The organism is Paramesorhizobium deserti (assembly GCF_001558695.1).
Taxonomy (GTDB): Bacteria; Pseudomonadota; Alphaproteobacteria; order Rhizobiales; family Rhizobiaceae; genus Paramesorhizobium; species Paramesorhizobium deserti.
In genome coordinates this window covers 625,040-645,818 of the sequence record NZ_LNTU01000001.1, presented here as the reverse complement: position 1 = coordinate 645,818, position 20,779 = coordinate 625,040, and the positions used below count along the sequence as shown (strand labels likewise).

Sequence of the window (20,779 nt, the reverse complement as noted above, 5' to 3'; positions counted from 1 at the left end):
GCGATGAATGATCGCCCCTCCGCCCCTCCGGCTTCCCCGGTTTCCAATGAAGGTGGTTTCACCGCGCTTTTCGTTCGTCGCCCGGTTTTCGCCTTCGTCATCAATGTCCTGATCGTCGTCGCCGGCCTTGCCGCCTTTACCGGCGTCAGCATCCGCGAGCTGCCGGATGTCGATCGCCCGGTGGTCTCGATCAGCACCACATTCGATGGCGCGTCGGCGGAAACCATCGACCGCGAGCTGACGCAGGTTCTGGAAAACGCCGTGGCGCGCGTCTCCGGCGTGAAGTCGATCTCGTCCACCTCGTCATTCGGGCGCAGCCGCGTGACGGTCGAGTTCAACGACGGCGTCGATCTGAATGTCGCCGCAGCCGATATGCGCGACGCCATTTCGCGCGTCGCTAACGATGTCCCTGAGGAAGCGGACGCCTCGCGCATCATCAAGGCCGATCCCAATTCCGATCCGGTGGTACGGCTTGCGGTCATGTCCAACACCATGCCCGTCCAGGACATGACGGTGCTGGTCGAGGACGAGATACAGGACGTCCTCGCCGCCGTTCCCGGCGTCGCCGACGTGCAGGTGTTCGGCGAGCGCGACAAGATTTTCCGCATCGATATCGATCAGGCCAAGCTTGCGAGCTATGGCCTCACCATCGCCGATGTCACCAATGCCCTGTCCACCATGGCGCTCGATACCCCCGCGGGCTCGCTGAAGAGCAACGACCAATCGATCGTCGTACGCGCCGCGGCCACGATCACGACGCCCGAGGCCTTCGAGAATATCTTCATCAACGGCCACACCAAGGTAGGCGATGTCGCCAATGTGACGCTGGGGCCTGATATCGAATCCTCCTCCGTGCGGGCCAATGGCCGCTCCGCGATCGGTCTCGGCATCATCCGGCAGGCGCAGTCGAACACGTTGGAAATCTCCACAGGCATTCGTGCCGCGGTCGACAGGCTGCAGAGCAACCTGCCGCAAGGCGTCGAACTGCGCATTACCAGCGATGACGCCACTTTCATCAACGGCGCGATCCATGAGGTCGAGATCGCGCTCATCGCCTCCGTGCTGATCGTGGTGGCGATCATCTTCCTGTTCCTCTGGGATATCCGTGCCACGCTGATCCCCGCTATCTCCCTGCCGGTCGCGTTGATAGGCACGGTCGCCGCCATCTATCTCGCGGGCTTTTCGATCAACATCCTGACGCTCCTGGCGCTCGTGCTCGCTACCGGCCTCGTGGTGGATGACGCCATCGTTGTGCTCGAAAATATCGTGCGCCGCCGTAACCTTGGCATGGGACCGCGCGCCGCCGCCGTGCTCGGCACCGAGGAGGTGTTCTTCGCCGTCATCGCCACGACGCTGACGCTCGTCGCCGTCTTCGTGCCGATCTCGTTCCTGCCGGGGCAGACGGGCGGGCTCTTCCGCGAATTCGGCTTTGTCTTGGCGATGGCGGTTCTGCTTTCCTCCGTTGTCGCGCTGACGCTCTGCCCCATGCTTGCCTCGCGCTTCCTCACCGAAGCCGCCGTCCATCATGAAGACATCGATCATTCACCCGGCGCCATAAGGCGCTTCGGTGGTCTGCTTGCCCGCCTCTACCGGGCGAGCCTCCATGCCTGCCTCTCGGCTCCGCTGATCGTCGTCATTGCGGCGCTCCTCTTCGCTGCCGCCTCCTATGGCGCTTACGGGCTCATCCGCCAGGAACTGACGCCGACCGAGGATCGTTCCATCGCCTTCCTGCGCCTGAATGGGCCGCAGGGCATCAGCATCGAATTCCTGCAATCGCAGATCGACCGTATCGAAGCGCTGCTTCAGCCGCTGCGCGATTCCGGCGAAATCGATAGTATCTTCGCCATTGCCGGTAGTGGTGGCACATCGAATAACGGCTTCGCCGTTCTGCGGCTTGCGCCCTGGAACGAGCGCAGCCGCACTCAGCAGGAGATCATGGCCGACGTGCAGAAGAGGTTGGAGCCCATCACCGGCATACGCATCTTCGCCGCCCAGCCGAACAGCCTCGGTATCCGCGGCGCCGGCAATGGGCTGCAATTCGCGATCGTCGGCAATGATTACGAGAAGCTCCAGGCAGCGGCGCAGAATGTCGTCGCGGCGATGGAAAAGGACCCTCGTTTCCAGCAGCCGCGCCTTTCGGTCGAGCCGACGCAGCCGCAGCTTTCCGTCGATATCAACCGCGAGCGCGCCTCCGACCTCGGCATCGACATCACCGGGCTCGCCAACGCCATCCAGTCCGTTCTCGACGGGCGCAAGATCGGCTCCGTCTATATCGGCGATCGCAGTTTCGATGTGAAGCTAGTCTCCACGACGAACCCGATCAACGATCCGACCGATCTTGAGAATATCTTCATGAAGACGGGTGACGGCCGCTATGTCCCGATGTCCTCCATCGCCACAGTGGTCGAGAAAGCCGTTCCGCCGCAACTCGATCGCGAGCAGCGGATGCGCTCCGTCGCCATCACCTCGGGCCTGAGGCCGGACTTTGCGCTCGGCAATGCCTATGAGGCCGCGCAGGAGATCGCCGCGCCCTTCCTGCCTTCCGGCGCGCGTATCATCCCGCTGGCGGAAGCGCAGACGCTGGGCGAAACCTCGCACGGTCTTGCGATCACCTTCGGTTTCGCCATCGTCATCATCCTGCTCGTCCTGGCGGCCCAGTTCGAAAGCTTCATCAGCGCGCTCATCGTCATGGCCACCGTGCCGCTCGGCCTCGGCTGCGCCGTCTTCGCCATGCTGATGACCGGAACGAGCCTTAACGTCTACAGCCAGATAGGCCTCGTTCTCCTTGTCGGCATCATGGCCAAGAACGGCATTCTCATCGTCGAGTTTGCCGATCAGCTGCGAGACAAGGGACTGAGCGTGCGCGAGGCGATCGAGGAAGCGGCGAATATCCGCCTGCGTCCGGTGACGATGACCATGATCTGCGCCGTGCTCGGTGGCGTGCCACTGGTCCTGGCGAGCGGCGCCGGCGCTGAGGCGCGTATCGCACTTGGCTGGGTCATCGTCGGCGGCCTCGGCCTTGCCACCATAGCGACGCTCTATGTCACGCCCGTCGCCTATCTCTTGCTCGGCCGTTTCACCAAGCCGAAGGCCGAAGAGCACGCCCGTCTGCAGCGCGAGCTGGAGCAGGCAGCGCAAAGGCCTTCGCCGGCGGAGTAGCGCGGCATGTCCAAGGCTGATGCCGCATTCACGCAGATCAGCCGAGAAGCCTCGCCACCCGGCGTGCACCAGTCGCTGATCTGAATGTCGAATAGCCTTGCAGCGCCGTGCGTCCGATCGAGACGCAAGGCGCTGCAAGGTATCGAATTCACGTCATTCGAGCTTTTCGCATAGGGTGTGTAAGGGGTCGTTGCTCAGGTCTCCGCTTGCGCAGGCACGTAGAGATCGCCCCCTTCGCGGTATTTCGCCGCCATCGCTGCCATACCCTCTTTCTGGGCCTCCGCCCGAATGTCATGCGAAATCCGCATGGAGCAGAATTTCGGGCCGCACATGGAGCAGAAATGCGCCACCTTGTGCGCCTCCTTGGGCAAGGTCTCGTCGTGCAGCGCCCGCGCCGTCTCGGGGTCGAGCGAGAGGTTGAACTGGTCCTCCCAGCGGAACTCGAAACGCGCGCGGGAAAGCGCGTCGTCGCGCACCTTCGCCGCCGGATGACCCTTGGCGAGGTCGGCGGCGTGCGCGGCGATCTTGTAGGTGATGACGCCGGTCTTCACGTCGTCGCGGTTCGGCAGGCCCAGATGCTCCTTCGGCGTGACGTAGCAGAGCATCGCCGTGCCGAACCAGCCGATCATGGCAGCGCCGATCGCGGAAGTGATGTGGTCGTAACCGGGCGCGATATCGGTCGTGAGCGGCCCGAGCGTGTAGAACGGTGCCTCGCCGCAGATTTCGAGCTGCTTGTCCATGTTCTCCTTGATCTTGTGCATGGGAACATGGCCAGGCCCCTCGATCATCACCTGGCAGTCCTTGGCCCAGGCGATCTTGGTCAGTTCGCCTAGCGTCTCCAGCTCCGCGAACTGCGCCGCATCGTTGGCGTCAGCGATCGAGCCGGGACGAAGACCGTCGCCAAGGGAGAAGGAGACATCATAGGCGCGGCAGATGTCGCAGATCTCCTCGAAATGCTCGTAGAGGAAGCTCTCCTTGTGGTGGGCCAGACACCACTTGGCCATGATCGACCCGCCACGGCTGACAATGCCGGTCACGCGGTCGACGGTCAGCGGCACATAATGCAGCCGCACGCCGGCATGGATGGTGAAATAATCCACGCCCTGTTCCGCCTGTTCGATGAGCGTGTCACGAAAGACCTCCCAGGTCAGGTCCTCGGCGATGCCGCGCACCTTCTCCAGCGCCTGGTAGATCGGAACGGTGCCGATCGGCACAGGCGAATTGCGGATGATCCACTCGCGGATATTGTGGATGTTGCGGCCGGTGGAAAGATCCATCACCGTGTCTGCGCCCCAGCGCGTCGCCCATACCAGCTTTTCCACCTCTTCGGCCATGGAGGAGGTGACGGCGGAATTGCCGATATTGGCGTTGATCTTCGTCAGAAAATTGCGGCCGATGATCATCGGCTCGGATTCGGGATGGTTGATGTTGGCGGGGATGATGGCTCGGCCCCGCGCGACTTCGTCGCGCACGAACTCCGGCGTCACATAATCGGGAACCGCAGCCCCGAAGCTTTCCCCGTCGCGCGCAAGCGTCCCTTTCAGTTTTTCGCGGCCGAGATTTTCGCGGATGGCGACGAATTCCATTTCCGGCGTGATGATGCCTGCCCGCGCATAGGCAAGCTGCGTCACGGCCTTTCCGTTCCTGGCCCGCAACGGCCGGTTGCGCACTGGAAATTCCGGCGTCAGCTTTTCGCCTGAGACAAAGCCGTTATCCGCCGGTTTGACGATGCGGCCGTCATACCGCTCCACGTCGCCCCGCTCGGCAATCCACGGCTCGCGCAGGCGCAGCAGCCCCTTCTCGATGTCGATCGTGACGCTTCTATCCGTATAAGGGCCGGAGGAATCATAAACGGTCACCGGCATCTCCCCGGCGGTCGGATGCACTGCGATCTCGCGCATGGGAACACGGATGTCGGGATAGATCGTCCCCGGTTTGAGCACTTTCGTCGAGGCGGGCAACGGCCCGGTGGTCACCGTCGGAGTGGTTGCAGACGTCATTGTAAGGCTCCTCGCTTTGCAAGCATTGGAGACCCAGCACCGACTGGAAGAGGGAAAGGACACCCGAAGAGATGGCAGCCAGGTAGCCACCGGACATCCGCACCGTCCCTACGCCAGTATGAACTGGATCAGGTTCATAGGGTCCCTGCACTGCCTTCTCGGCCTAGCAGCATCTCAGCCCCTTGACGGGACACCCCTGGTGAAGACGTCATCTTGCAGAGCGATCCCGCCAATGTCAACGCATCCCCGAAGGTTCCCCCGGAGACCACTTGCGTCTCAAAGGTTGCCACGACGTTTTTGGGGAATGCACCTTCAACGCCGGCTTTTCAGGCCGAGCGCAGCATCGCGTATGTTTCCGAAGAAGCTTCGAAGGACGAGGGGATGGACAGGTTTTTTCTTACTTGACCGCGTCCATCACCTTGGTGGTCCAGGCGCCTTCCGGCTTTTTCGTGATCACGGGGTCGGAGCCGCCGCTCATCAGCGTTTCCACCGTCCGGTCGGCAGCGGCGACGTCGAGCTTGCCGTCGGAGCCTTCGGTCAGCTTGTTGATCTCGCCCACCATCCGCTTCTGGTGCTTCTCGGTCTGTGCGCCCGAGGCATCGTTGTCGAGCACGATCTCCGCTGCCTCGTCCGGGTTTTCCCTCGTATAGTCCCAGCCCTTCATCGAGGCTTTGACGAAGCGGGCGAGCTTGTCCACCATAGCCGGGTCGTCCAGGCTCTTTTCGAGCACGTAAAGCCCGTCCTCCAGCGTCGCCACGCCCTGATCCTCATATTTGAAGACGACGAGCTGGTCCTCCGGAATGCCGGCGTCGATCACCTGCCAGTATTCATTATAGGTCATGGTGGAGATGCAGTCGGCCTGCTTCTGGATCAGCGGATCGACATTGAAGCCCTGTTTCAGGACGGTCACGCCTTCCGGTCCGCCATCGGTCTTGATGCCGAGATGGTTCATCCAGGAGAGGAAGGGATATTCATTGCCGCCGAACCAGACGCCGAGCGTCTTGCCCTTGAAATCCTCGGGTTTGGTGATGCCGGTCTCCTTGCGGCAGGTCAGCATCATGCCGGAGCGTTTGAACGGCTGGGCGATGTTGACGAGCGGCACGCCCTTTTCGCGGGTGGCGAGCGCGGAGGGCATCCAGTCGACGATCACGTCGGCCCCCGCCACCGGCGATCACCTGCGGCGGGGCGACATCCGGGCCGCCCGGCTTGATTTCGACATCGAGACCCTCCGCCTCATAAAAGCCCTTGTCCTTGGCGACGTAGTAGCCGGCGAACTGGCCCTGCGTCACCCATTTGAGCTGCAGCGTCAGCTTGTCGGCTGCGAGCGCCGTGCCCGCCGTCAGTGTCATTGCAAGCCCGAGCGATAGTGCGATTGTTCTTTTCATTGCGGTTCTCCTCTGGTTGGCGGCTCCGCCTTATGTGAACGGAGTCCGTGTTCTTATGTCCTGTATGACGGATGCCAGAATGTGACGGCGCGCTCGACAAGCGCGATCAGTCCGTAGGAAAGCGAGCCGGCAAGAGCGGCGACGAAGATCTCCGCCCAGACCATGTCCACATTCATCCGCCCGATCTCCGCCGATATGCGGAAGCCCATGCCGACGATCGGCGTGCCGAAGAACTCCGCCACGATGGCGCCGATAAGCGCCAGCGTCGAGTTGATCTTCAGCGCATTGAAGATGAAAGGCATCGCCGCGGGCAGGCGGAGCTTCAGGAGCGTTTGCCAATAATTCGAGCCATAGGTGCGCATCAGATCGCGCTCCATGTCGCCCGAGGCGGCGAGCCCCGCCACCGTGTTCACCAGCATCGGGAAGAAGGTCATGATGATGACAACGGCCGCCTTGGACGGCCAGTCGAAGCCGAACCACATCACCATGATCGGCGCGATGCCGACGACGGGGAGGGCGGCGACGAGATTGCCGATCGGCAACAGCCCCTTGCGCAGGAACGGCACCCGGTCGACGATGATGGCGGTGATGAAGCCCAGCCCGCAGCCGAGCGCATAGCCGGCCAGCACGGCCTTGAGATAGGTCTGGCGGAAATCGGCCCAAAGCGTCGGCACCGACGAGGCGATGCGCGCCCATATCATCGATGGCGCCGGCAGGAGCACGGACGGGATCTCGAAGGCGCGGACAATCAGTTCCCACAGCACCAGCAGCCAGATGCCGAAAAGGATGGGAATGGCGAGATCGACGAGCCGTTGCCCGCGCGGCGAGGCAAGCCGCAGGCCCGCGAGGCTTCTCACCGAAAACCAGGCGACGAGCCCGATGGCGACGACGAGAAGCAGCGGCTGGATCATGGCCTTGCCCCCTCCGCCCGTGCGCCCATGCGCCGGTTGACCAGATGGGCGGCGAGCCCGACCAGCGACACCAGCACGGCGGCCATCAGCGACGCGGCGATGAGTGCGGCCCATATCTGCACCGTCTGGCCATAATAGGAGCCGGCGAGGAGCCGTGCGCCCAGCCCCGCCACCGCGCCGGTTGGCAACTCGCCGACGATAGCGCCGACGAGGCTGATGGCGACGGCGATCTTCATCGAGGTGAAGAGATAGGGCAGCGCCGCCGGCCAGCGCAGTTTCCAGAAGATCTGAGAGGCCGAGGCGTTATAGGTGCGCATCAGGTCGAGATGCATGATCTCGGGCGAGCGCAAGCCCTTCACCATGCCGACAGCCACGGGAAAGAACGACAGGTAAGTAGAGATCATCGCCTTCGGCAGCAGGCCGGTCAGACCGACCGCGTTCAGGACCACGATGATCATCGGCGCAATCGCCAGGATGGGAATGGTCTGTGAGGCGATGATCCACGGCATCAGGCTCTTGTCGAGCGTGCGCGAATGGACGATGCCGACGGCAAGCAGGACGCCCAGGAGCGAGCCCATAACGAAGCCCAGAAGCGTCGAGGAAAGTGTGACCCAGCCATGGTAGAGAAGGCTGCGTTTCGAGGTCGGCCTGATGTCAAAGACAGTCTTGCGGATCTCTTCCGCCACCTGATGCGGCGCCGGCAGCACCGGTCGCTCCTGGTGCATTGTATTGGCGATGAGCTGGTCGGTCGAAATAGTGGTATTGGCCCGCGCCGCCTGGTCGCGCTCGAAAGGCGCGTTCAGGAATATCGCCAGCAGATACCAGAGCGCGACAATGATGATGAGAACGGTCGTTACCGGAAAGAACTTGTCGCGCAGGAAGGTCACGTTGCGCTCCCCTCTGAAACCTGTCCCGCCCTACTGCTCATAACTATGCCCCAGCCTCAAGCCTTCCCGCACGCGGTGGGCGATTTTCAGAAACGCCGGCGTTTCGCGGATTTCAAGCGGACGGTCGGGGCCGAGATCGCAATCGATGATCTCGTGGATGCGACCGGGACGTGGGCTCATCACGACGATTTTCGTCGAAAGGAACACCGCTTCGGGAATGGAATGGGTGACGAAGATCACCGTCTTCCGCGTTTTCGCCCATAGTTTCAGGAGTTGCTCGTTCAGATGGTCCCGGACGATCTCATCGAGCGCGCCGAACGGTTCGTCCATCAAAAGCATGTCGGGGTCGAAGGAGAGCGCCCGGGCGATGGAGGCCCGCTGCTGCATGCCGCCGGAAAGCTGCCAGGGATATTTCTTGCCGAAGCCGGTGAGGTTGACCAGCGCCAGGTTCTTCTCGATCAGAGCGGCGCGCTCCGCCTTCGGCACGCCCATCACCTCGAGGGGCAGCGAGATGTTGGCGGCAATCGTGCGCCAGGGATAGAGCGCGGCCGCCTGGAAAACATAGCCATAGGCGCGCTTCCTTCGCGCTTCCTCTGGCGAGACGCTGTTGACTGTTATCGTGCCCGATGTCGGCTGCTCCAGATCGGCGATGACGCGGAGCAGTGTGGTCTTGCCGCAGCCCGACGGGCCGATGAAGGAGACGAACTCGCCACGCTGGACCGTCAGATCGATATCGGACAGCGCGTGGACCGGGCCGTCGCTGGTCTGGAAGACAAGCGACAATCCGCGCGCATCGATCACCGGGCCATCGGGTTTCAGGCCGGAAGCGGCGGTGTTCATATCCCCTCGCGTGATGACGGCAGCGACATTCATCAGACCCCCGCCGGCATATGTTCGGGCTTGCGTTCCACCTTGCGCGGCGCCACCAGTTCCTTCCACGTCGAAAGAGCGCGATTGACCGGCGCGTGCGGCTCGCGCTCGATAAAGCGGCCGTCGCCGGTTTCCGCCAGAACCTCGCCATCCCGATAGGCGATCCGCCCGCGCGACAGCGTCATGCGCGGCAGTCCGGTCACCTCGATGCCCTCGAAGACATTGTAATCGATCGCCGATTTCTGCGTCTTCGCCGAGATCGTCTTCTTCGCTTCCGGATCCCAGATAACGATATCCGCGTCCGATCCCGGCAGGATCGCACCCTTCCGGGGATAGATATTGAGGATGTGGGCGATATTGGTGGAGGTGACGGCGACGAACTCGTTCGGCGTCAGCCGCCCGGTGCGCACGCCCTTGGTCCATAGCACCGGCAGCCGGTCCTCGAGCCCGCCCGTGCCATTGGGAATCTTGGTGAAATCGCCAAGGCCGAAGCGCTTCTGCTCGGTGGTAAAGGCGCAATGGTCCGTCGCCACCACCTGCAGGCTGCCGGCGGCGAGCCCCGCCCACAACCCGTCCTGATGCCGCTTGTCGCGGAACGGTGGCGACATAACGCGCCGCGCCGCATAGTCCCAGTTTTCGTTCTTATATTCGCTTTCATCGAGGGTCAGGTGCTGGACGAGCGGCTCGCCGAAGACCCGCATGCCCTTCTGCCGCGCGCGCCGGATCGCCTCATGGCTCTCCTCGCACGAGACATGCACCACATAGAGCGGAACGCCCGCCTGATCGGCGATCATGATTGCGCGGTTGGTGGCCTCGCCTTCCACCTCCGGCGGGCGGGAATAGGCATGCGCCTCGGGACCGTTATTGCCCTCCGCAAGCAGCTTCTGCTGGAGATGCGCGACGACATCGCCGTTTTCGGCATGGACGAGCGGCATGGCGCCGATCTCGGCGCAGCGCTGGAACGAGGCGAACATCTCGTCGTCGTTCACCATCAGCGCGCCCTTATAGGCCATGAAATGCTTGAAGGTATTGATCCCGCGTTCCACCACCTCAGGCATCTCGTCGAAGATCTGCTTGTTCCAGCCGGTGATCGCCATGTGGAAGGAATAGTCGGTGCGCGCCTTGCCCGCCTTCTGGAACCATTCCTGCAGCGCGTCGAGCAGCCCGCCTTCCGCGCCGGGCAGCACGAAATCGACCACCATCGTCGTGCCGCCGGCCAGCGCCGCCGCCGTGCCCGTGTCGAAATCGTCGGAGGAATAGGTGCCCATGAACGGCATCTGCAGATGTGTATGTGGGTCTATACCGCCCGGCATCAGATAGCAGCCGGTCGCGTCGATCACCTCGTCACCGGTGAGATCGTCGCCGATCGCCGCGATCCGCTCGCCATCGATCAGCACATCCGCCTTGTAGCTGCGGTCGGCGGCGATGATCGTGCCGCCCTTGATGACCTTTGTCATGATTGCTTCTCCCTTTTTGCGGCATTCTCGGACTGCGGAGCAGGATAAAATCGCATAGCCTCACATCTGGCGAAAAGGCGCCCTTCAAGAGCGGTCCAGATCGTGTCTAGCACCGCACCGCGCTCTTTCAGAACTTCATCGTTCCAGAAGCGGAGAACCGAATAGCCATGAGCGTTTAGCCAGTTGGTCCTGATAACGTCATGCTGACTGTTTGCATGCTGAGAACCATCCAGCTCGATGATGAGACGTTGTTTCCGACAAACAAAATCGACGATGTAAGGTCCGAGCAGGATCTGGCGAGAGAATTTGTACCCATTCAACAAGCGGTTCCGGAGGTAACCCCAAAGACGGTACTCAGCTTCAGTTTCGTTCTCCCTGAGTGCCCGGGCCTTCTGTGTGACCCCCGGTCTCCGCTTGGGAACTGGTTGTCTTGAATTGCGCACTGGAAAGCCCCCCTCATCCGGCCCTTCGGGCCACCTTCTCCCCGCTGGGGAGAAGAGCGCAGCGGTGATGCCGGCGACCTCCTCTCCCCGCCGGGGAGAGGGTGGTTCGCGCAGCGAGACGGGTGAGGGGGCATGCGCCAACGGTAGCATCTCTACTCCACGATCTCCGCCGTCTCGACTGCCGCGTGGAGGAGCACATCCGCGCCCGCGGCCGCCCATTCCCTGGAAATCTCCTCATCCTCATTGTGGCTGAGGCCGTCGACGCAGGGGCACATGATCATGGTCGTGGGTGCCACTTTGGCCGCCCAGCAGGCGTCGTGGCCCGCGCCGGAGATAATGTTCATATGGCTGTAGCCGAGGCGCTCGGCGGCGTCGCGGACGCGGCCGACCAGCACCGGATCGAACGTGACGGGGTCAAAATGCCCGACCGCCTCGATCGAGCAGCCGACGCCGAGTGCTTCGGCGATCGCAGGTGCTTCCGCCTCGATCCTGGCCCGCATGCGGTCGAGCTTCGCCTGATCAGGAGTCCGGATGTCGATGGTAAACACCACCTTGCCCGGCAGCACGTTGCGCGAATTGGGTGAGAAGAACATCTGTCCGACGCCGCCGACAGCGCCCGGCTGGTTCTCCATGGCGACCGCCTGCACCATCTCCAGGATGCGCGCCATGGCCAGCCCGGCATTGACCCGCATGTCCATCGGGGTCGAGCCGGTATGCGCCTCCTTGCCCGTCAGCGTCACCTCCAGCCACCAGAGACCCTGGCAATGGGTGACGACGCCGATCTGCTTGTCCTCGGCTTCGAGGATCGGCCCCTGCTCGATGTGATATTCGAGATAGGCGTGCATCTTGCGCGCGCCGACCTCCTCCTCGCCCACCCAGCCGATGCGTTTCAGCTCCTCGCCGAAGGTCTTGCCCTCGGGGTCAGTGCGGGCATAGGCGTAGTCGAGCGTGTGCACGCCGGCGAAGACGCCAGAGGCGAGCATGGCCGGGGCGAAGCGCGCCCCTTCCTCATTGGTCCAGTTGGTAATGACGATCGGGTGCTTCGTCCTGATGTCGAGGTCGTTCAACGTCCGCACCAGTTCGAGCCCGCTCAGCACCCCCAGCACGCCGTCATATTTGCCGCCGGTCGGCTGCGTGTCGAGATGGCTGCCGACATAGACGGGCAGGGCTTCCGCGTCGGTGCCGGGGCGGGTGGCGAACATCGTCCCCATCTTGTCGACGGTGACCATCATGCCCGCCGCTTCGCACCATGTCTGGAAGAGACGCCGCCCCTCCGCATCCGCGTCAGTCAGCGTCTGGCGGTTGTTGCCGCCGCGCACCCCCGGGCCGATCTTCGCCATCTCCATCAGGCTTTCCCAGAGCCGATCGCCGTTGATCCTGAGATTGCCATTGAGCGCCATGATCGAATTCCCTCCGGTATGTTTGCGGTTAATCCTGTGGAAGCTTATCCCCCAGCATCCCAAAAAGCTGGTCGATACGGCTTTCTAAGATGATCTTTGGGAACTGGCGATTGGCCGGGAACGGCATCCGGGATGCGCCGAAATGATTGGTGCTCGATGCCGTAGCCGACATGCGCCCTGCCTCCTGGTTGCGGCATTTATCCGCTGTGTTTGTTATGTTCCCGTGACCCGCCGCGCGGGGGCGGCGCGCAATCAAAAACTTGACTACTTGGTCAAAATGCAGGCTAGAAGAGCGGTGGGGTGCGGTCAAGCGCTTTCGGAAGGTGCTCCGCCGATTGAAAGGTGTCAAATGGCCACAGCGCTGAAACGCAAGGGTGGATCGAAATCCGAGGGCACGACCCGTATCCAGGGCATCAACCGGCGCATCATTCTCGATGCCGCGCTGGAGGTTTTTTCCGCTTATGGCTTTCGCGGCTCGACCATCGACCAGATCGCCACCAAGGCGGGCATGTCGAAGCCAAACCTGCTCTATTATTTTCCGCGCAAGCAGAACATCTATGTGACGGTTCTCGAGGATACGCTGGAGGAATGGCTGCGCCCGCTGGACGACATCGATCCCGATGGCGACCCGGTCGAGGAGTTGCGCAAATACATCACGCTCAAGCTGAAGATGTCGGAGGAAAAGCCGGAGGCCTCCCGGCTTTTCGCCAATGAAATTTTGCACGGCGCGCCGGCGATTTCCGATTTTCTCAAAGGCCATCTGAAAAAGCTCGTCGATGAAAAGGCCACCGTTATCCGCCGCTGGGTGGATGAGAGGAAGCTTGCGCCCGTCGATCCCTATCATCTCATCTTCATGATCTGGGCGACCACCCAGCATTATGCGGATTTCGACGTGCAGGTGCGTGCTATCCTCGGTTCGCAGGTCAACCGCCCCGGCTTCCACGAGCAGACGGCGCAGGCCGTGATCGGCATCATCCTCAACGGCATCAAACCACGCGACTGACGGGAAAGGCCAAATCCCTACTCCGCCGCCAGCTTCGCCATCGGGTTGTTCGGGTGCGTCGTCCAATTGGCGTAATCCGGATGGATCGGCGCTTTCGTGCGCGGGTCGGTGCCGGCGATCTGCTCCATCGTGATGCAGTCCTCGACCGGGCAGACATTGACGCACAGATTGCAGCCGACGCATTCCTCGTCGATTACCTCGAAATGCCTGGCGCCATTGATCGTCGCGGTGATCGCCTGGTGTGAGGTGTCCTCGCAGGCGATGTGGCAGCGACCGCATTTGATGCAGAGATCCTGGTCGATCCGCGCCTTGGTGACGTAGTTCAGGTTGAGATACTGCCAGTCCGTCACGTTCGGCACCGCCATGCCGCGGAACTCCTCGATGGAGCGGAAGCCCTTGCGGTCCATCCAATCCGAGAGGCCGTCGATCATCTCCTGCACGACCTTGAAGCCATAGGTCATTGCGGCGGTGCAGACCTGCACATTGCCGCAGCCGAGCGCGATGAACTCGGCCGCGTCGCGCCAGGTGGTGACGCCGCCGATGCCGGAGATCGGCAGGCCGCGCGTTTCCGGATCGCGGGCGATCTCCGCCACCATGTTGAGCGCGATCGGCTTTACCGCCGGGCCGCAATAGCCGCCATGCGAGCCGCGCCCGTCGATCGCGGGAACGGGCGAAAAATCGTCGAGGTCGACGGAGACGATGGAATTGATCGTGTTGATCAGCGATACCGCATCCGTGCCGCCGGCATGCGCCGCACGCGCCGGCTTGCGGATATCGGTGATGTTGGGCGTGAGCTTGGTGATGACGGGCATGCGCGTATATTGCTTGCACCAGCGCACTACCATCTCGATATATTCCGGCACCTGGCCGACGGCGGCGCCCATGCCGCGCTCGCTCATCCCGTGCGGACAGCCGAAATTGAGTTCGATCCCGTCGGCGCCCGTCTCCTCGACCAGCGGCAGGATCGCCTTCCAGGCCCGCTCCTCGCAGGGCACCATGATGGAGGCGACCAGCGCACGGTCCGGCCAGCGCATCTTCACCTCCTTCATCTCCCGCAAATTCACGTCCAGCGGCCGATCGGTGATGAGCTCGATATTGTTGAGGCCGAGGAGCCTGCGGTCCGGCCCATGGATCGCGCCATAACGCGGCCCATTGACATTGACGACCGGCGGGCCCTGTTCGCCGAGCGTCTTCCAGACGACGCCGCCCCAACCGGCCTTGAAGGCGCGCTCGACATTATAAGCCTTGTCGGTCGGCGGCGCGGAAGCGAGCCAGAACGGGTTGGGGGATTTGATGCCGAGGAAATTGCAGGAGAGATCAGCCATGATTGTGGTCCTTCTCCGTTTCTAGCGCGCCGTCGGACGGGCGGAGCCGTCCGGTTGAGGCAAGTGTTCGGCAGGGCTGCTGATACCGCCGGCAAGCACCGCTTCGGCAAATCCGTCGATCTGATCGGGAATCCGCATCAGGGCGCGGTGAATGGATTCCGCCGCGAGCTTGCCGTCCTGCACGGAAGCCACCGTCAAATCCTGTCCGTCCGCCACGCAATCGCCGCCGGCCCAGATGCCTTCCACGGAGGTGCGGCGTTCCGCATCGACGCTGATGCGACCCTTCGCCAGGCCGATGCCGGAACCGGCGAGGGGATGGGCGTCGAAGCTCTGGCCGATCGCCTTGAACACTTGGTCTGCGGGAAGCGTCAGCGTCTCGCCCGTGCCGGTGAGCTTACCGTTCGGCTGGGCCGTATATTCGAGTTCGATGCCGCAGATGGCGCCCGCAGCATTGTGCTTCAGCGCTTTTGGCTGCAGCCAGTGGCGGATGATGGCGCCATGCGTCTGCGCCAGCTCCTGCTCATAGGCGCTGGCGTTCATGCTTTCGCGCCCACGCCGGTAGGCGATGGTGACGTTCTCCGCACCCAGCAGCTTGATCTGGATGGCGATGTCGATGGCCGTCATGCCGCCGCCGATCACCACCACGTTGCGGCCGACGGGGAGGGCGGAAAGATCATCGCTCTGGCGCAGTGCCGCGATATAGTCCACCGCGTCGATGCAGCCATCCGCATCCTCGCCTTCCAGACCGAGATCGTTGACCTCGGGCAGGCCCATGCCGAGGAACACCGCGTCATAGCCGGCCTTCAGCGCTTCGATGCTGATGTCGCGGCCGAGCGCCTTGTCGTACTCGATGGTGATGCCGCCGATCTTCAGGATGAAATCGAGTTCCTTCTGGGCGAAATCGTCGACGGTCTTGTAGGCGGCGATGCCGTATTCGTTGAGCCCGCCGCCTTTCGGCCGCGCCTCGAAAATCGTCACCTCATGGCCGTGTTGGGCAAGGCGATGCGCCGCCGACAATCCGGCTGGCCCGGCGCCAACCACGGCGACGTGCTTGCCCGTCGGAGCTGCGCGGGTGAAGGGATGCTTGTCTTCCGCCATCAGATGGTCGGTCGCGTAGCGCTGCAGGAGGCCGATCTTCACCGGCTTGCCTTCCGCCGCCTCGCGCACGCAGGCCTGCTCGCACAGCGTCTCGGTCGGGCAGACGCGGGCACACATGCCGCCGAGAATGTTTTCGGCCAAAATCGTCTTGGCCGAACCGGTCGGATTGTCGGCGGCGATCTGGCGGATGAAGAGGGGGATATCGATGCCCGTCGGGCAGGCATTCATGCACGGTGCGTCATAGCAGAAATAGCAGCGGTCCGCCTCGACGAAGGCTTCATGCCGCGTCAGCGGCGGGTGCAGATCGTCGAAGACCTGGTCATAGGCGGCAGCGTTTAGCCTGCCCGCTCTGATATCCGGGGCTTCGGTTTCAAAGCTGGCCGATTCCGCCACCCCCCGTTCGGTTAGTCCGGGTCCTGCTGATGCCATGAGGTGCATCTCCCATTTGCTTGAGCCGCGCCGTTCCTTGAAGCGCTGCGCTCTGTTTCCCGGTGGCGATATTCTTTCGCCTTGTCCGTTATGGGCAGGATGACATATTTTCTCAAAAGGTCAAATTTTTTATCAACTGGTCAAGAATGACATCTATGTCTTGGACCAGCCATTGCTCGCCGCCTTGCCGATATTGGAGAAAAACCGGTCCGCCAGCTTCCGCGAGCTGGCGCTGATGAGCCGCGTGCCGAGCTGTGCGATCTTGCCGCCGGCATTGCCTCTGATCACATAGGTCAGCACCGTTTCGCTGCCCTCCTCGATCAGCATCACATCGGCGCTGCCATGGACGAAGCCGGCGATGCTGCCCTTGCCCGCGCCTGAGATCGTGTAGGAAACAGGCGGGTTGAGATTGGAGAGCTCCAGTTCGCCCTGGAACCTCACCTTTAGCGGACCGAATCGCATGCCCAAGGCGGCGTCGATTTCGGTGAATGAGCGCCTTTCCAGCGATTCGCATCCCGGGATGCAGGCTTTCAGCGTCTCGAGATCATTCAGCGCCCGCCAGACCGCCTCGCGCGGCGCGGCGATCCGCTCTTCTCCTGTCAAGTCCATGCTGGGTTCAGTCATGACGGGTAATGTAGAATTTCCGGCCGAATTTTGCCATGTACCGGTCTCGCGGCGTCTCCGGCGCGTCCAAATGGCGCGCGGTGATCCAAAAGTCATTTAGTAATACTTGTTGCCGATTGACGCCGTTTGCCCTATCCATGGCGGCAAAGGCGAGGCCGGGAAACGGCGGGTGAGGAAAGCAAAAATCATGAGTGAAAAGAAGACCAGAACGCTCCGTTCGCAGGAATGGTTCGATAATCCCGACAATCCGGGCATGACCGCGCTCTATCTCGAGCGTTATCTGAATTACGGGCTGACGAGCCATGAATTGCGCTCGGGAAAGCCGATCATCGGTATCGCCCAGACAGGATCCGATCTCTCGCCCTGCAACCGCCACCATCTGGAACTCGCCAAGCGCGTGCGCGACGGCATCGCGGCCGCCGGCGGCGTGGCGCTGGAATTTCCGGTCCATCCGATCCAGGAAACCGGCAAGCGCCCTACCGCCGCGCTGGATCGTAACCTGGCTTATCTTGGCCTTGTCGAGGTGCTTTACGGCTATCCGCTCGACGGCGTGGTGCTGACGGTCGGCTGCGACAAGACGACGCCGGCCATGCTGATGGGCGCGGCCACCGTCAACATCCCGGCCATCGCCCTTTCTGTCGGCCCAATGCTCAATGGCTGGCATCGCGGCGAGCGTACTGGCTCGGGCACCATCGTCTGGAAGTCGCGCGAGCGGCTTGCCGCCGGCGAGATCGACTATGAGGAATTCATTGATATCGTCGCCTCTTCCGCCCCCTCTGTCGGCTATTGCAACACGATGGGCACGGCAACGACGATGAACTCGCTCGCCGAGGCGCTCGGCATGGAGCTGCCGGGTGGCGCGGCCATTCCCGCGCCCTATCGCGAGCGCGGCCAGATCGCCTATGAGACGGGCCGGCGCATCGTCGAGATGGTGCAGGAGAACCTGCGCCCCTCCGATATCATGACGCGCGAGGCCTTCGAGAACGCCATCGTCGTCAACTCGGCCATCGGCGGCTCGACCAACGCGCCGATCCATCTGAACGCCATCGCCCGCCATCTCGGCGTCAAGCTCGACAACGACGACTGGCAGGCGGTCGGCCACGAGATCCCGCTGCTGGTCAATCTCCAGCCGGCCGGTGAATATCTGGGCGAGGACTACCACCATGCCGGCGGCGTGCCGGCGGTGGTCAACGAATTGATGATGGCCGGGAAGCTGCCACATCCGGGTGCGCTGACGGTCAACGGCAAGACCATCGGCGAAAACTGCCGCAACGCGGAAAATCTTGATACCAAGGTCATCCGCCCCTTCGCCGATCCGCTGAAGGAGAAGGCCGGCTTCATCAACCTGAAGGGCAATCTCTTCGACAGCGCGATTATGAAGACCAGCGTCATCTCGCCGGAATTCCGCGACCGCTATCTGTCGAACCCGGAAGACCCGGATGCCTTCGAGGGCACCGCGCATGTCTTCGACGGGCCTGAGGAATATCATGCCAAGATCGACGATCCGGCGCTCGGCATCGACGAGAATTCCATTCTGATCATGCGCGGTTCCGGCCCGATCGGCTATCCCGGCGGCGCGGAAGTGGTCAATATGCAGCCGCCCGCCCACCTCATCAAGAAGGGCGTGCACGCCCTGCCATGCGTGGGTGACGGCCGCCAGTCCGGCACCTCGGGTTCGCCGTCGATCCTCAACGCTTCGCCCGAAGCCGCCGCCAATGGCGGGCTGGCGTTGGTGAAGACGGGTGATCGCATCCGCATCGACCTGAAAAAGGGCGCAGCCAACATCCTCATCTCCGACGAGGAACTGGCGCAGCGCCGTGCCGAACTCATGGCCGCAGGCGGCTATCAGTATCCCGCCCATCAGACGCCATGGCAGGAGATCCAGCGCGGCATGATCGACCAGCTTTCCGAAGGCATGGTGCTGAAGCCTGCGGTCAAATACCAGCGCATCGCCCAGAACATGGGCCTGCCGCGCGATAATCACTGAACCGATCTCGCGGTGGAGTGCTCCGCCGCACTATTCAGCGAAAGGCCGGGGCGGGGAGATTTCCTCGCTTCGGCCTTCCCGTTTTCAGGCATATTGATCTAGTGTCGCGAAACCTTTTCGATTCGGGAGTATGCGTCATGAGCAGGAACGAGCAGCAAGTCGACGAAGCCGTAGCCGCATTGAAAGACCATTGGCAAAGTGGCGCGCCGAAGGATATGCGCGCCGCCTTCACTTCTGATCCCAAGCGCTTCTCGCGCTATTCCCTTAATCTCGATGATCTGCTGCTCGACTGGTCGAAATGCCTGGTCAATGACGAGACGATGCGCCTTCTGAGGGATCTGGCCGTGGCCGCCGATGTGGAAGGCCGCCGCGCTGCCATGTTCGCGGGTGAGCCGATCAACAATTCGGAAGGCCGTGCCGTCCTGCACGTTGCTCTTCGGGACTCGACCTCCGAAAAAATTCTCGTCGACGGCGAGAACGTGCTGCCCGGCATTCAGGAAGTGCTGAACCGCATGGCCGTCTTCGCCGATGGCATCCGCGACGGCTCGATAAAGGGCGCGACCGGCAAGCCGATCACCGATATCGTCAATATTGGCATCGGCGGCTCGGATCTCGGCCCCGTGATGGCGACGCTGGCGCTCTCTCCCTATCATGACGGTCCGCGCGCCCATTTCGTCTCCAATATCGATGGCGCCCATATCGCCGACACGCTTCAAGCCCTCGATCCGGCGACGACGCTGATCATCGTCGCGTCCAAGACCTTCACCACCATCGAGACCATGACCAACGCGCAGACGGCGCGCAAATGGGTGGCCGAAGCGCTGGGCGAGACGGCGGTCGGGGCGCATTTCGCCGCCGTTTCCACGGCACTCGACAAAGTGGCGGCTTTCGGCATCGCACCGGACCGGGTGTTCGGCTTCTGGGATTGGGTCGGCGGACGCTACTCCATCTGGTCGGCCATCGGCCTGCCGCTGATGATCGCCATCGGACCGGAGAATTTCCGCCGCTTCCTTGAGGGGGCTCATGCGATGGACGTGCATTTCCGCGATGCGCCGCTCGATAAGAACTTGGCCGTGATGCTCGGCCTGATCGGCTATTGGCACCGCGCCATCTCAGGCTATGGCAGCCGCGCCGTCATTCCCTATGACCAGCGCCTCGCCCGGCTTCCAGCCTATCTCCAGCAGCTCGACATGGAATCGAACGGCAAGAGCGTCACGCTGGGCGGCAGGCCGGTGTCGGGCCCAACGGGTCCAGTGGTGTGGGGCGAGCCCGGCACCAATGGCCAGCATGCCTTTTTCCAGCTTCTGCATCAGGGAACGGATGTCATTCCGGTGGAATTCATCGTCGCGGTGAAGGGGCACGAGCCGCATCTCGTTCATCAGCATCAGATGCTGCTCGCCAATTGCCTGGCGCAGTCGGAAGCGTTGATGAAGGGCCGCTCCCTGGCCGAAGCCAAGGCGCAGCTCGCCGCCAAGGGCATGGATGAGGCGGAGGTCGACCGGCTGGCACCGCACCGCGTCTTCTCCGGCAACCGGCCGTCGCTCACCATCGTCCATGATCTGCTCGACCCCTATGCGCTCGGCCGGCTGGTGGCGCTCTACGAACATCGCGTCTTCGTCGAGGCGCAGCTGTTCGGCATCAATGCGTTCGATCAATGGGGCGTGGAACTCGGCAAGGAACTGGCGACAGAGCTTCTGCCTGTGGTCTCGGGGGAAAAATCCGCCGAGGGGCGCGACGCCTCCACGCAAGGACTTGTCGCCCATCTGCTGGAGCGGCGCGAGGCTGTCCGATAAATTTGCCA

15 protein-coding genes, 1 pseudogene and 1 riboswitch are annotated in these 20,779 nt (G+C 62.6%); of the genes and pseudogenes, 4 read left to right on the top strand and 12 right to left on the bottom strand.

Features of this window, described 5'->3' with window-relative positions:
* Window positions 1–3: 3 nt before the first annotated feature.
* Window positions 4–3,159, top strand: a complete 3,156-nt coding sequence (locus ATN84_RS02990; RefSeq protein WP_068880025.1) for an efflux RND transporter permease subunit — start codon at window positions 4–6, stop codon at window positions 3,157–3,159.
* A gap of 194 nt (window positions 3,160–3,353) precedes the next feature.
* Here the strand turns inward: ATN84_RS02990 and thiC are convergent, their stop codons facing one another.
* The 9 genes and pseudogenes from thiC to ATN84_RS27210 form a co-directional block, all read right to left on the bottom strand.
* Window positions 3,354–5,159 (bottom strand): phosphomethylpyrimidine synthase ThiC, encoded by a 1,806-nt coding sequence (gene thiC, locus ATN84_RS02985; protein WP_068880024.1) that lies wholly within the window; start codon window positions 5,157–5,159, stop codon window positions 3,354–3,356.
* An 87-nt stretch (window positions 5,160–5,246) separates the two neighbouring features.
* Window positions 5,247–5,367: riboswitch (TPP riboswitch) on the bottom strand.
* Window positions 5,368–5,556: 189 nt separating this feature from the next.
* A pseudogene (locus ATN84_RS02980) lies at window positions 5,557–6,544 on the bottom strand (ABC transporter substrate-binding protein).
* Window positions 6,545–6,597: 53 nt separating this feature from the next.
* Complete coding sequence (locus tag ATN84_RS02975) at window positions 6,598–7,455, bottom strand: ABC transporter permease (protein ID WP_068880023.1); 858 nt, start codon at window positions 7,453–7,455, stop codon at window positions 6,598–6,600.
* A complete protein-coding gene (locus ATN84_RS02970) occupies window positions 7,452–8,342 on the bottom strand; it encodes an ABC transporter permease (protein WP_068880022.1) in 891 nt (296 codons plus the stop codon). Before ATN84_RS02970 ends, ATN84_RS02975 begins: the two co-directional genes overlap by 4 nt.
* A gap of 30 nt (window positions 8,343–8,372) precedes the next feature.
* Window positions 8,373–9,182, bottom strand: a complete 810-nt coding sequence (locus ATN84_RS02965; RefSeq protein WP_201026327.1) for an ABC transporter ATP-binding protein — start codon at window positions 9,180–9,182, stop codon at window positions 8,373–8,375.
* A 32-nt stretch (window positions 9,183–9,214) separates the two neighbouring features.
* The gene (gene hydA, locus ATN84_RS02960) at window positions 9,215–10,669 is read right to left on the bottom strand and encodes a dihydropyrimidinase (protein WP_068880020.1); all 1,455 of its coding nucleotides are present in this window, start codon (window positions 10,667–10,669) and stop codon (window positions 9,215–9,217) included.
* Window positions 10,666–11,262: an endonuclease domain-containing protein gene (locus tag ATN84_RS02955; RefSeq protein WP_244490968.1), complete on the bottom strand. Its 597-nt coding sequence runs from the start codon at window positions 11,260–11,262 to the stop codon at window positions 10,666–10,668. Before ATN84_RS02955 ends, hydA begins: the two co-directional genes overlap by 4 nt.
* Before the next feature lie 2 nt (window positions 11,263–11,264).
* Window positions 11,265–12,512, bottom strand: a complete 1,248-nt coding sequence (locus ATN84_RS02950) for a Zn-dependent hydrolase (RefSeq protein WP_068880019.1) — start codon at window positions 12,510–12,512, stop codon at window positions 11,265–11,267.
* Between the two features lie 28 nt (window positions 12,513–12,540).
* Window positions 12,541–12,684 carry a hypothetical protein gene (locus tag ATN84_RS27210; protein ID WP_161939551.1) on the bottom strand — a complete coding sequence of 48 codons (144 nt, stop codon included), beginning with the start codon at window positions 12,682–12,684 and terminating at the stop codon, window positions 12,541–12,543.
* 177 nt (window positions 12,685–12,861) lie between these two features.
* Here ATN84_RS27210 and rutR point away from each other — a divergent pair, with 177 nt between their 5' ends.
* On the top strand, window positions 12,862–13,515 hold the full coding sequence (rutR, locus tag ATN84_RS02945; RefSeq protein WP_068880018.1) for an HTH-type transcriptional regulator RutR: 654 nt from the start codon (window positions 12,862–12,864) through the stop codon (window positions 13,513–13,515).
* A 17-nt stretch (window positions 13,516–13,532) separates the two neighbouring features.
* Here the strand turns inward: rutR and preA are convergent, their stop codons facing one another.
* The 3 genes from preA to ATN84_RS02930 all read right to left on the bottom strand — a co-directional run bounded on the left by preA (window position 13,533) and on the right by ATN84_RS02930 (window position 16,976).
* On the bottom strand, window positions 13,533–14,840 hold the full coding sequence (preA, locus tag ATN84_RS02940) for an NAD-dependent dihydropyrimidine dehydrogenase subunit PreA (protein ID WP_068880017.1): 1,308 nt from the start codon (window positions 14,838–14,840) through the stop codon (window positions 13,533–13,535).
* Between the two features lie 21 nt (window positions 14,841–14,861).
* Complete coding sequence (locus tag ATN84_RS02935; RefSeq protein WP_082766065.1) at window positions 14,862–16,367, bottom strand: NAD(P)-dependent oxidoreductase; 1,506 nt, start codon at window positions 16,365–16,367, stop codon at window positions 14,862–14,864.
* A 153-nt stretch (window positions 16,368–16,520) separates the two neighbouring features.
* On the bottom strand, window positions 16,521–16,976 hold the full coding sequence (locus ATN84_RS02930) for an SRPBCC family protein (RefSeq protein ID WP_068880015.1): 456 nt from the start codon (window positions 16,974–16,976) through the stop codon (window positions 16,521–16,523).
* Window positions 16,977–17,178: 202 nt separating this feature from the next.
* On the opposite strand from ATN84_RS02930, the gene ATN84_RS02925 reads away from it, so the two are divergent.
* Both ATN84_RS02925 and pgi read left to right on the top strand, forming a co-directional pair.
* Complete coding sequence (locus ATN84_RS02925) at window positions 17,179–18,978, top strand: IlvD/Edd family dehydratase (RefSeq protein ID WP_068880014.1); 1,800 nt, start codon at window positions 17,179–17,181, stop codon at window positions 18,976–18,978.
* 137 nt (window positions 18,979–19,115) lie between these two features.
* A complete protein-coding gene (gene pgi / locus ATN84_RS02920; RefSeq protein WP_068880013.1) occupies window positions 19,116–20,771 on the top strand; it encodes a glucose-6-phosphate isomerase in 1,656 nt (551 codons plus the stop codon).
* Window positions 20,772–20,779 lie beyond the last annotated feature (8 nt).

Coding starts and splice junctions, on each gene's coding strand:
- ATN84_RS02955 (WP_244490968.1), bottom strand. CDS start 11,262: ATGCTACCGTTGGCGCATGCCCCCTCACCCGTCTCGCTGCGCGAACCA.
- thiC (WP_068880024.1), bottom strand. CDS start 5,159: ATGACGTCTGCAACCACTCCGACGGTGACCACCGGGCCGTTGCCCGCC.
- preA (WP_068880017.1), bottom strand. CDS start 14,840: ATGGCTGATCTCTCCTGCAATTTCCTCGGCATCAAATCCCCCAACCCG.
- ATN84_RS02950 (WP_068880019.1), bottom strand. CDS start 12,512: ATGGCGCTCAATGGCAATCTCAGGATCAACGGCGATCGGCTCTGGGAA.
- ATN84_RS02930 (WP_068880015.1), bottom strand. CDS start 16,976: ATGGACTTGACAGGAGAAGAGCGGATCGCCGCGCCGCGCGAGGCGGTC.
- rutR (WP_068880018.1), top strand. CDS start 12,862: ATGGCCACAGCGCTGAAACGCAAGGGTGGATCGAAATCCGAGGGCACG.
- ATN84_RS02975 (WP_068880023.1), bottom strand. CDS start 7,455: ATGATCCAGCCGCTGCTTCTCGTCGTCGCCATCGGGCTCGTCGCCTGG.
- ATN84_RS02990 (WP_068880025.1), top strand. CDS start 4: ATGAATGATCGCCCCTCCGCCCCTCCGGCTTCCCCGGTTTCCAATGAA.
- ATN84_RS02925 (WP_068880014.1), top strand. CDS start 17,179: ATGAGTGAAAAGAAGACCAGAACGCTCCGTTCGCAGGAATGGTTCGAT.
- ATN84_RS02965 (WP_201026327.1), bottom strand. CDS start 9,182: ATGAACACCGCCGCTTCCGGCCTGAAACCCGATGGCCCGGTGATCGAT.
- pgi (WP_068880013.1), top strand. CDS start 19,116: ATGAGCAGGAACGAGCAGCAAGTCGACGAAGCCGTAGCCGCATTGAAA.
- hydA (WP_068880020.1), bottom strand. CDS start 10,669: ATGACAAAGGTCATCAAGGGCGGCACGATCATCGCCGCCGACCGCAGC.
- ATN84_RS02935 (WP_082766065.1), bottom strand. CDS start 16,367: ATGGCATCAGCAGGACCCGGACTAACCGAACGGGGGGTGGCGGAATCG.
- ATN84_RS27210 (WP_161939551.1), bottom strand. CDS start 12,684: ATGTCGGCTACGGCATCGAGCACCAATCATTTCGGCGCATCCCGGATG.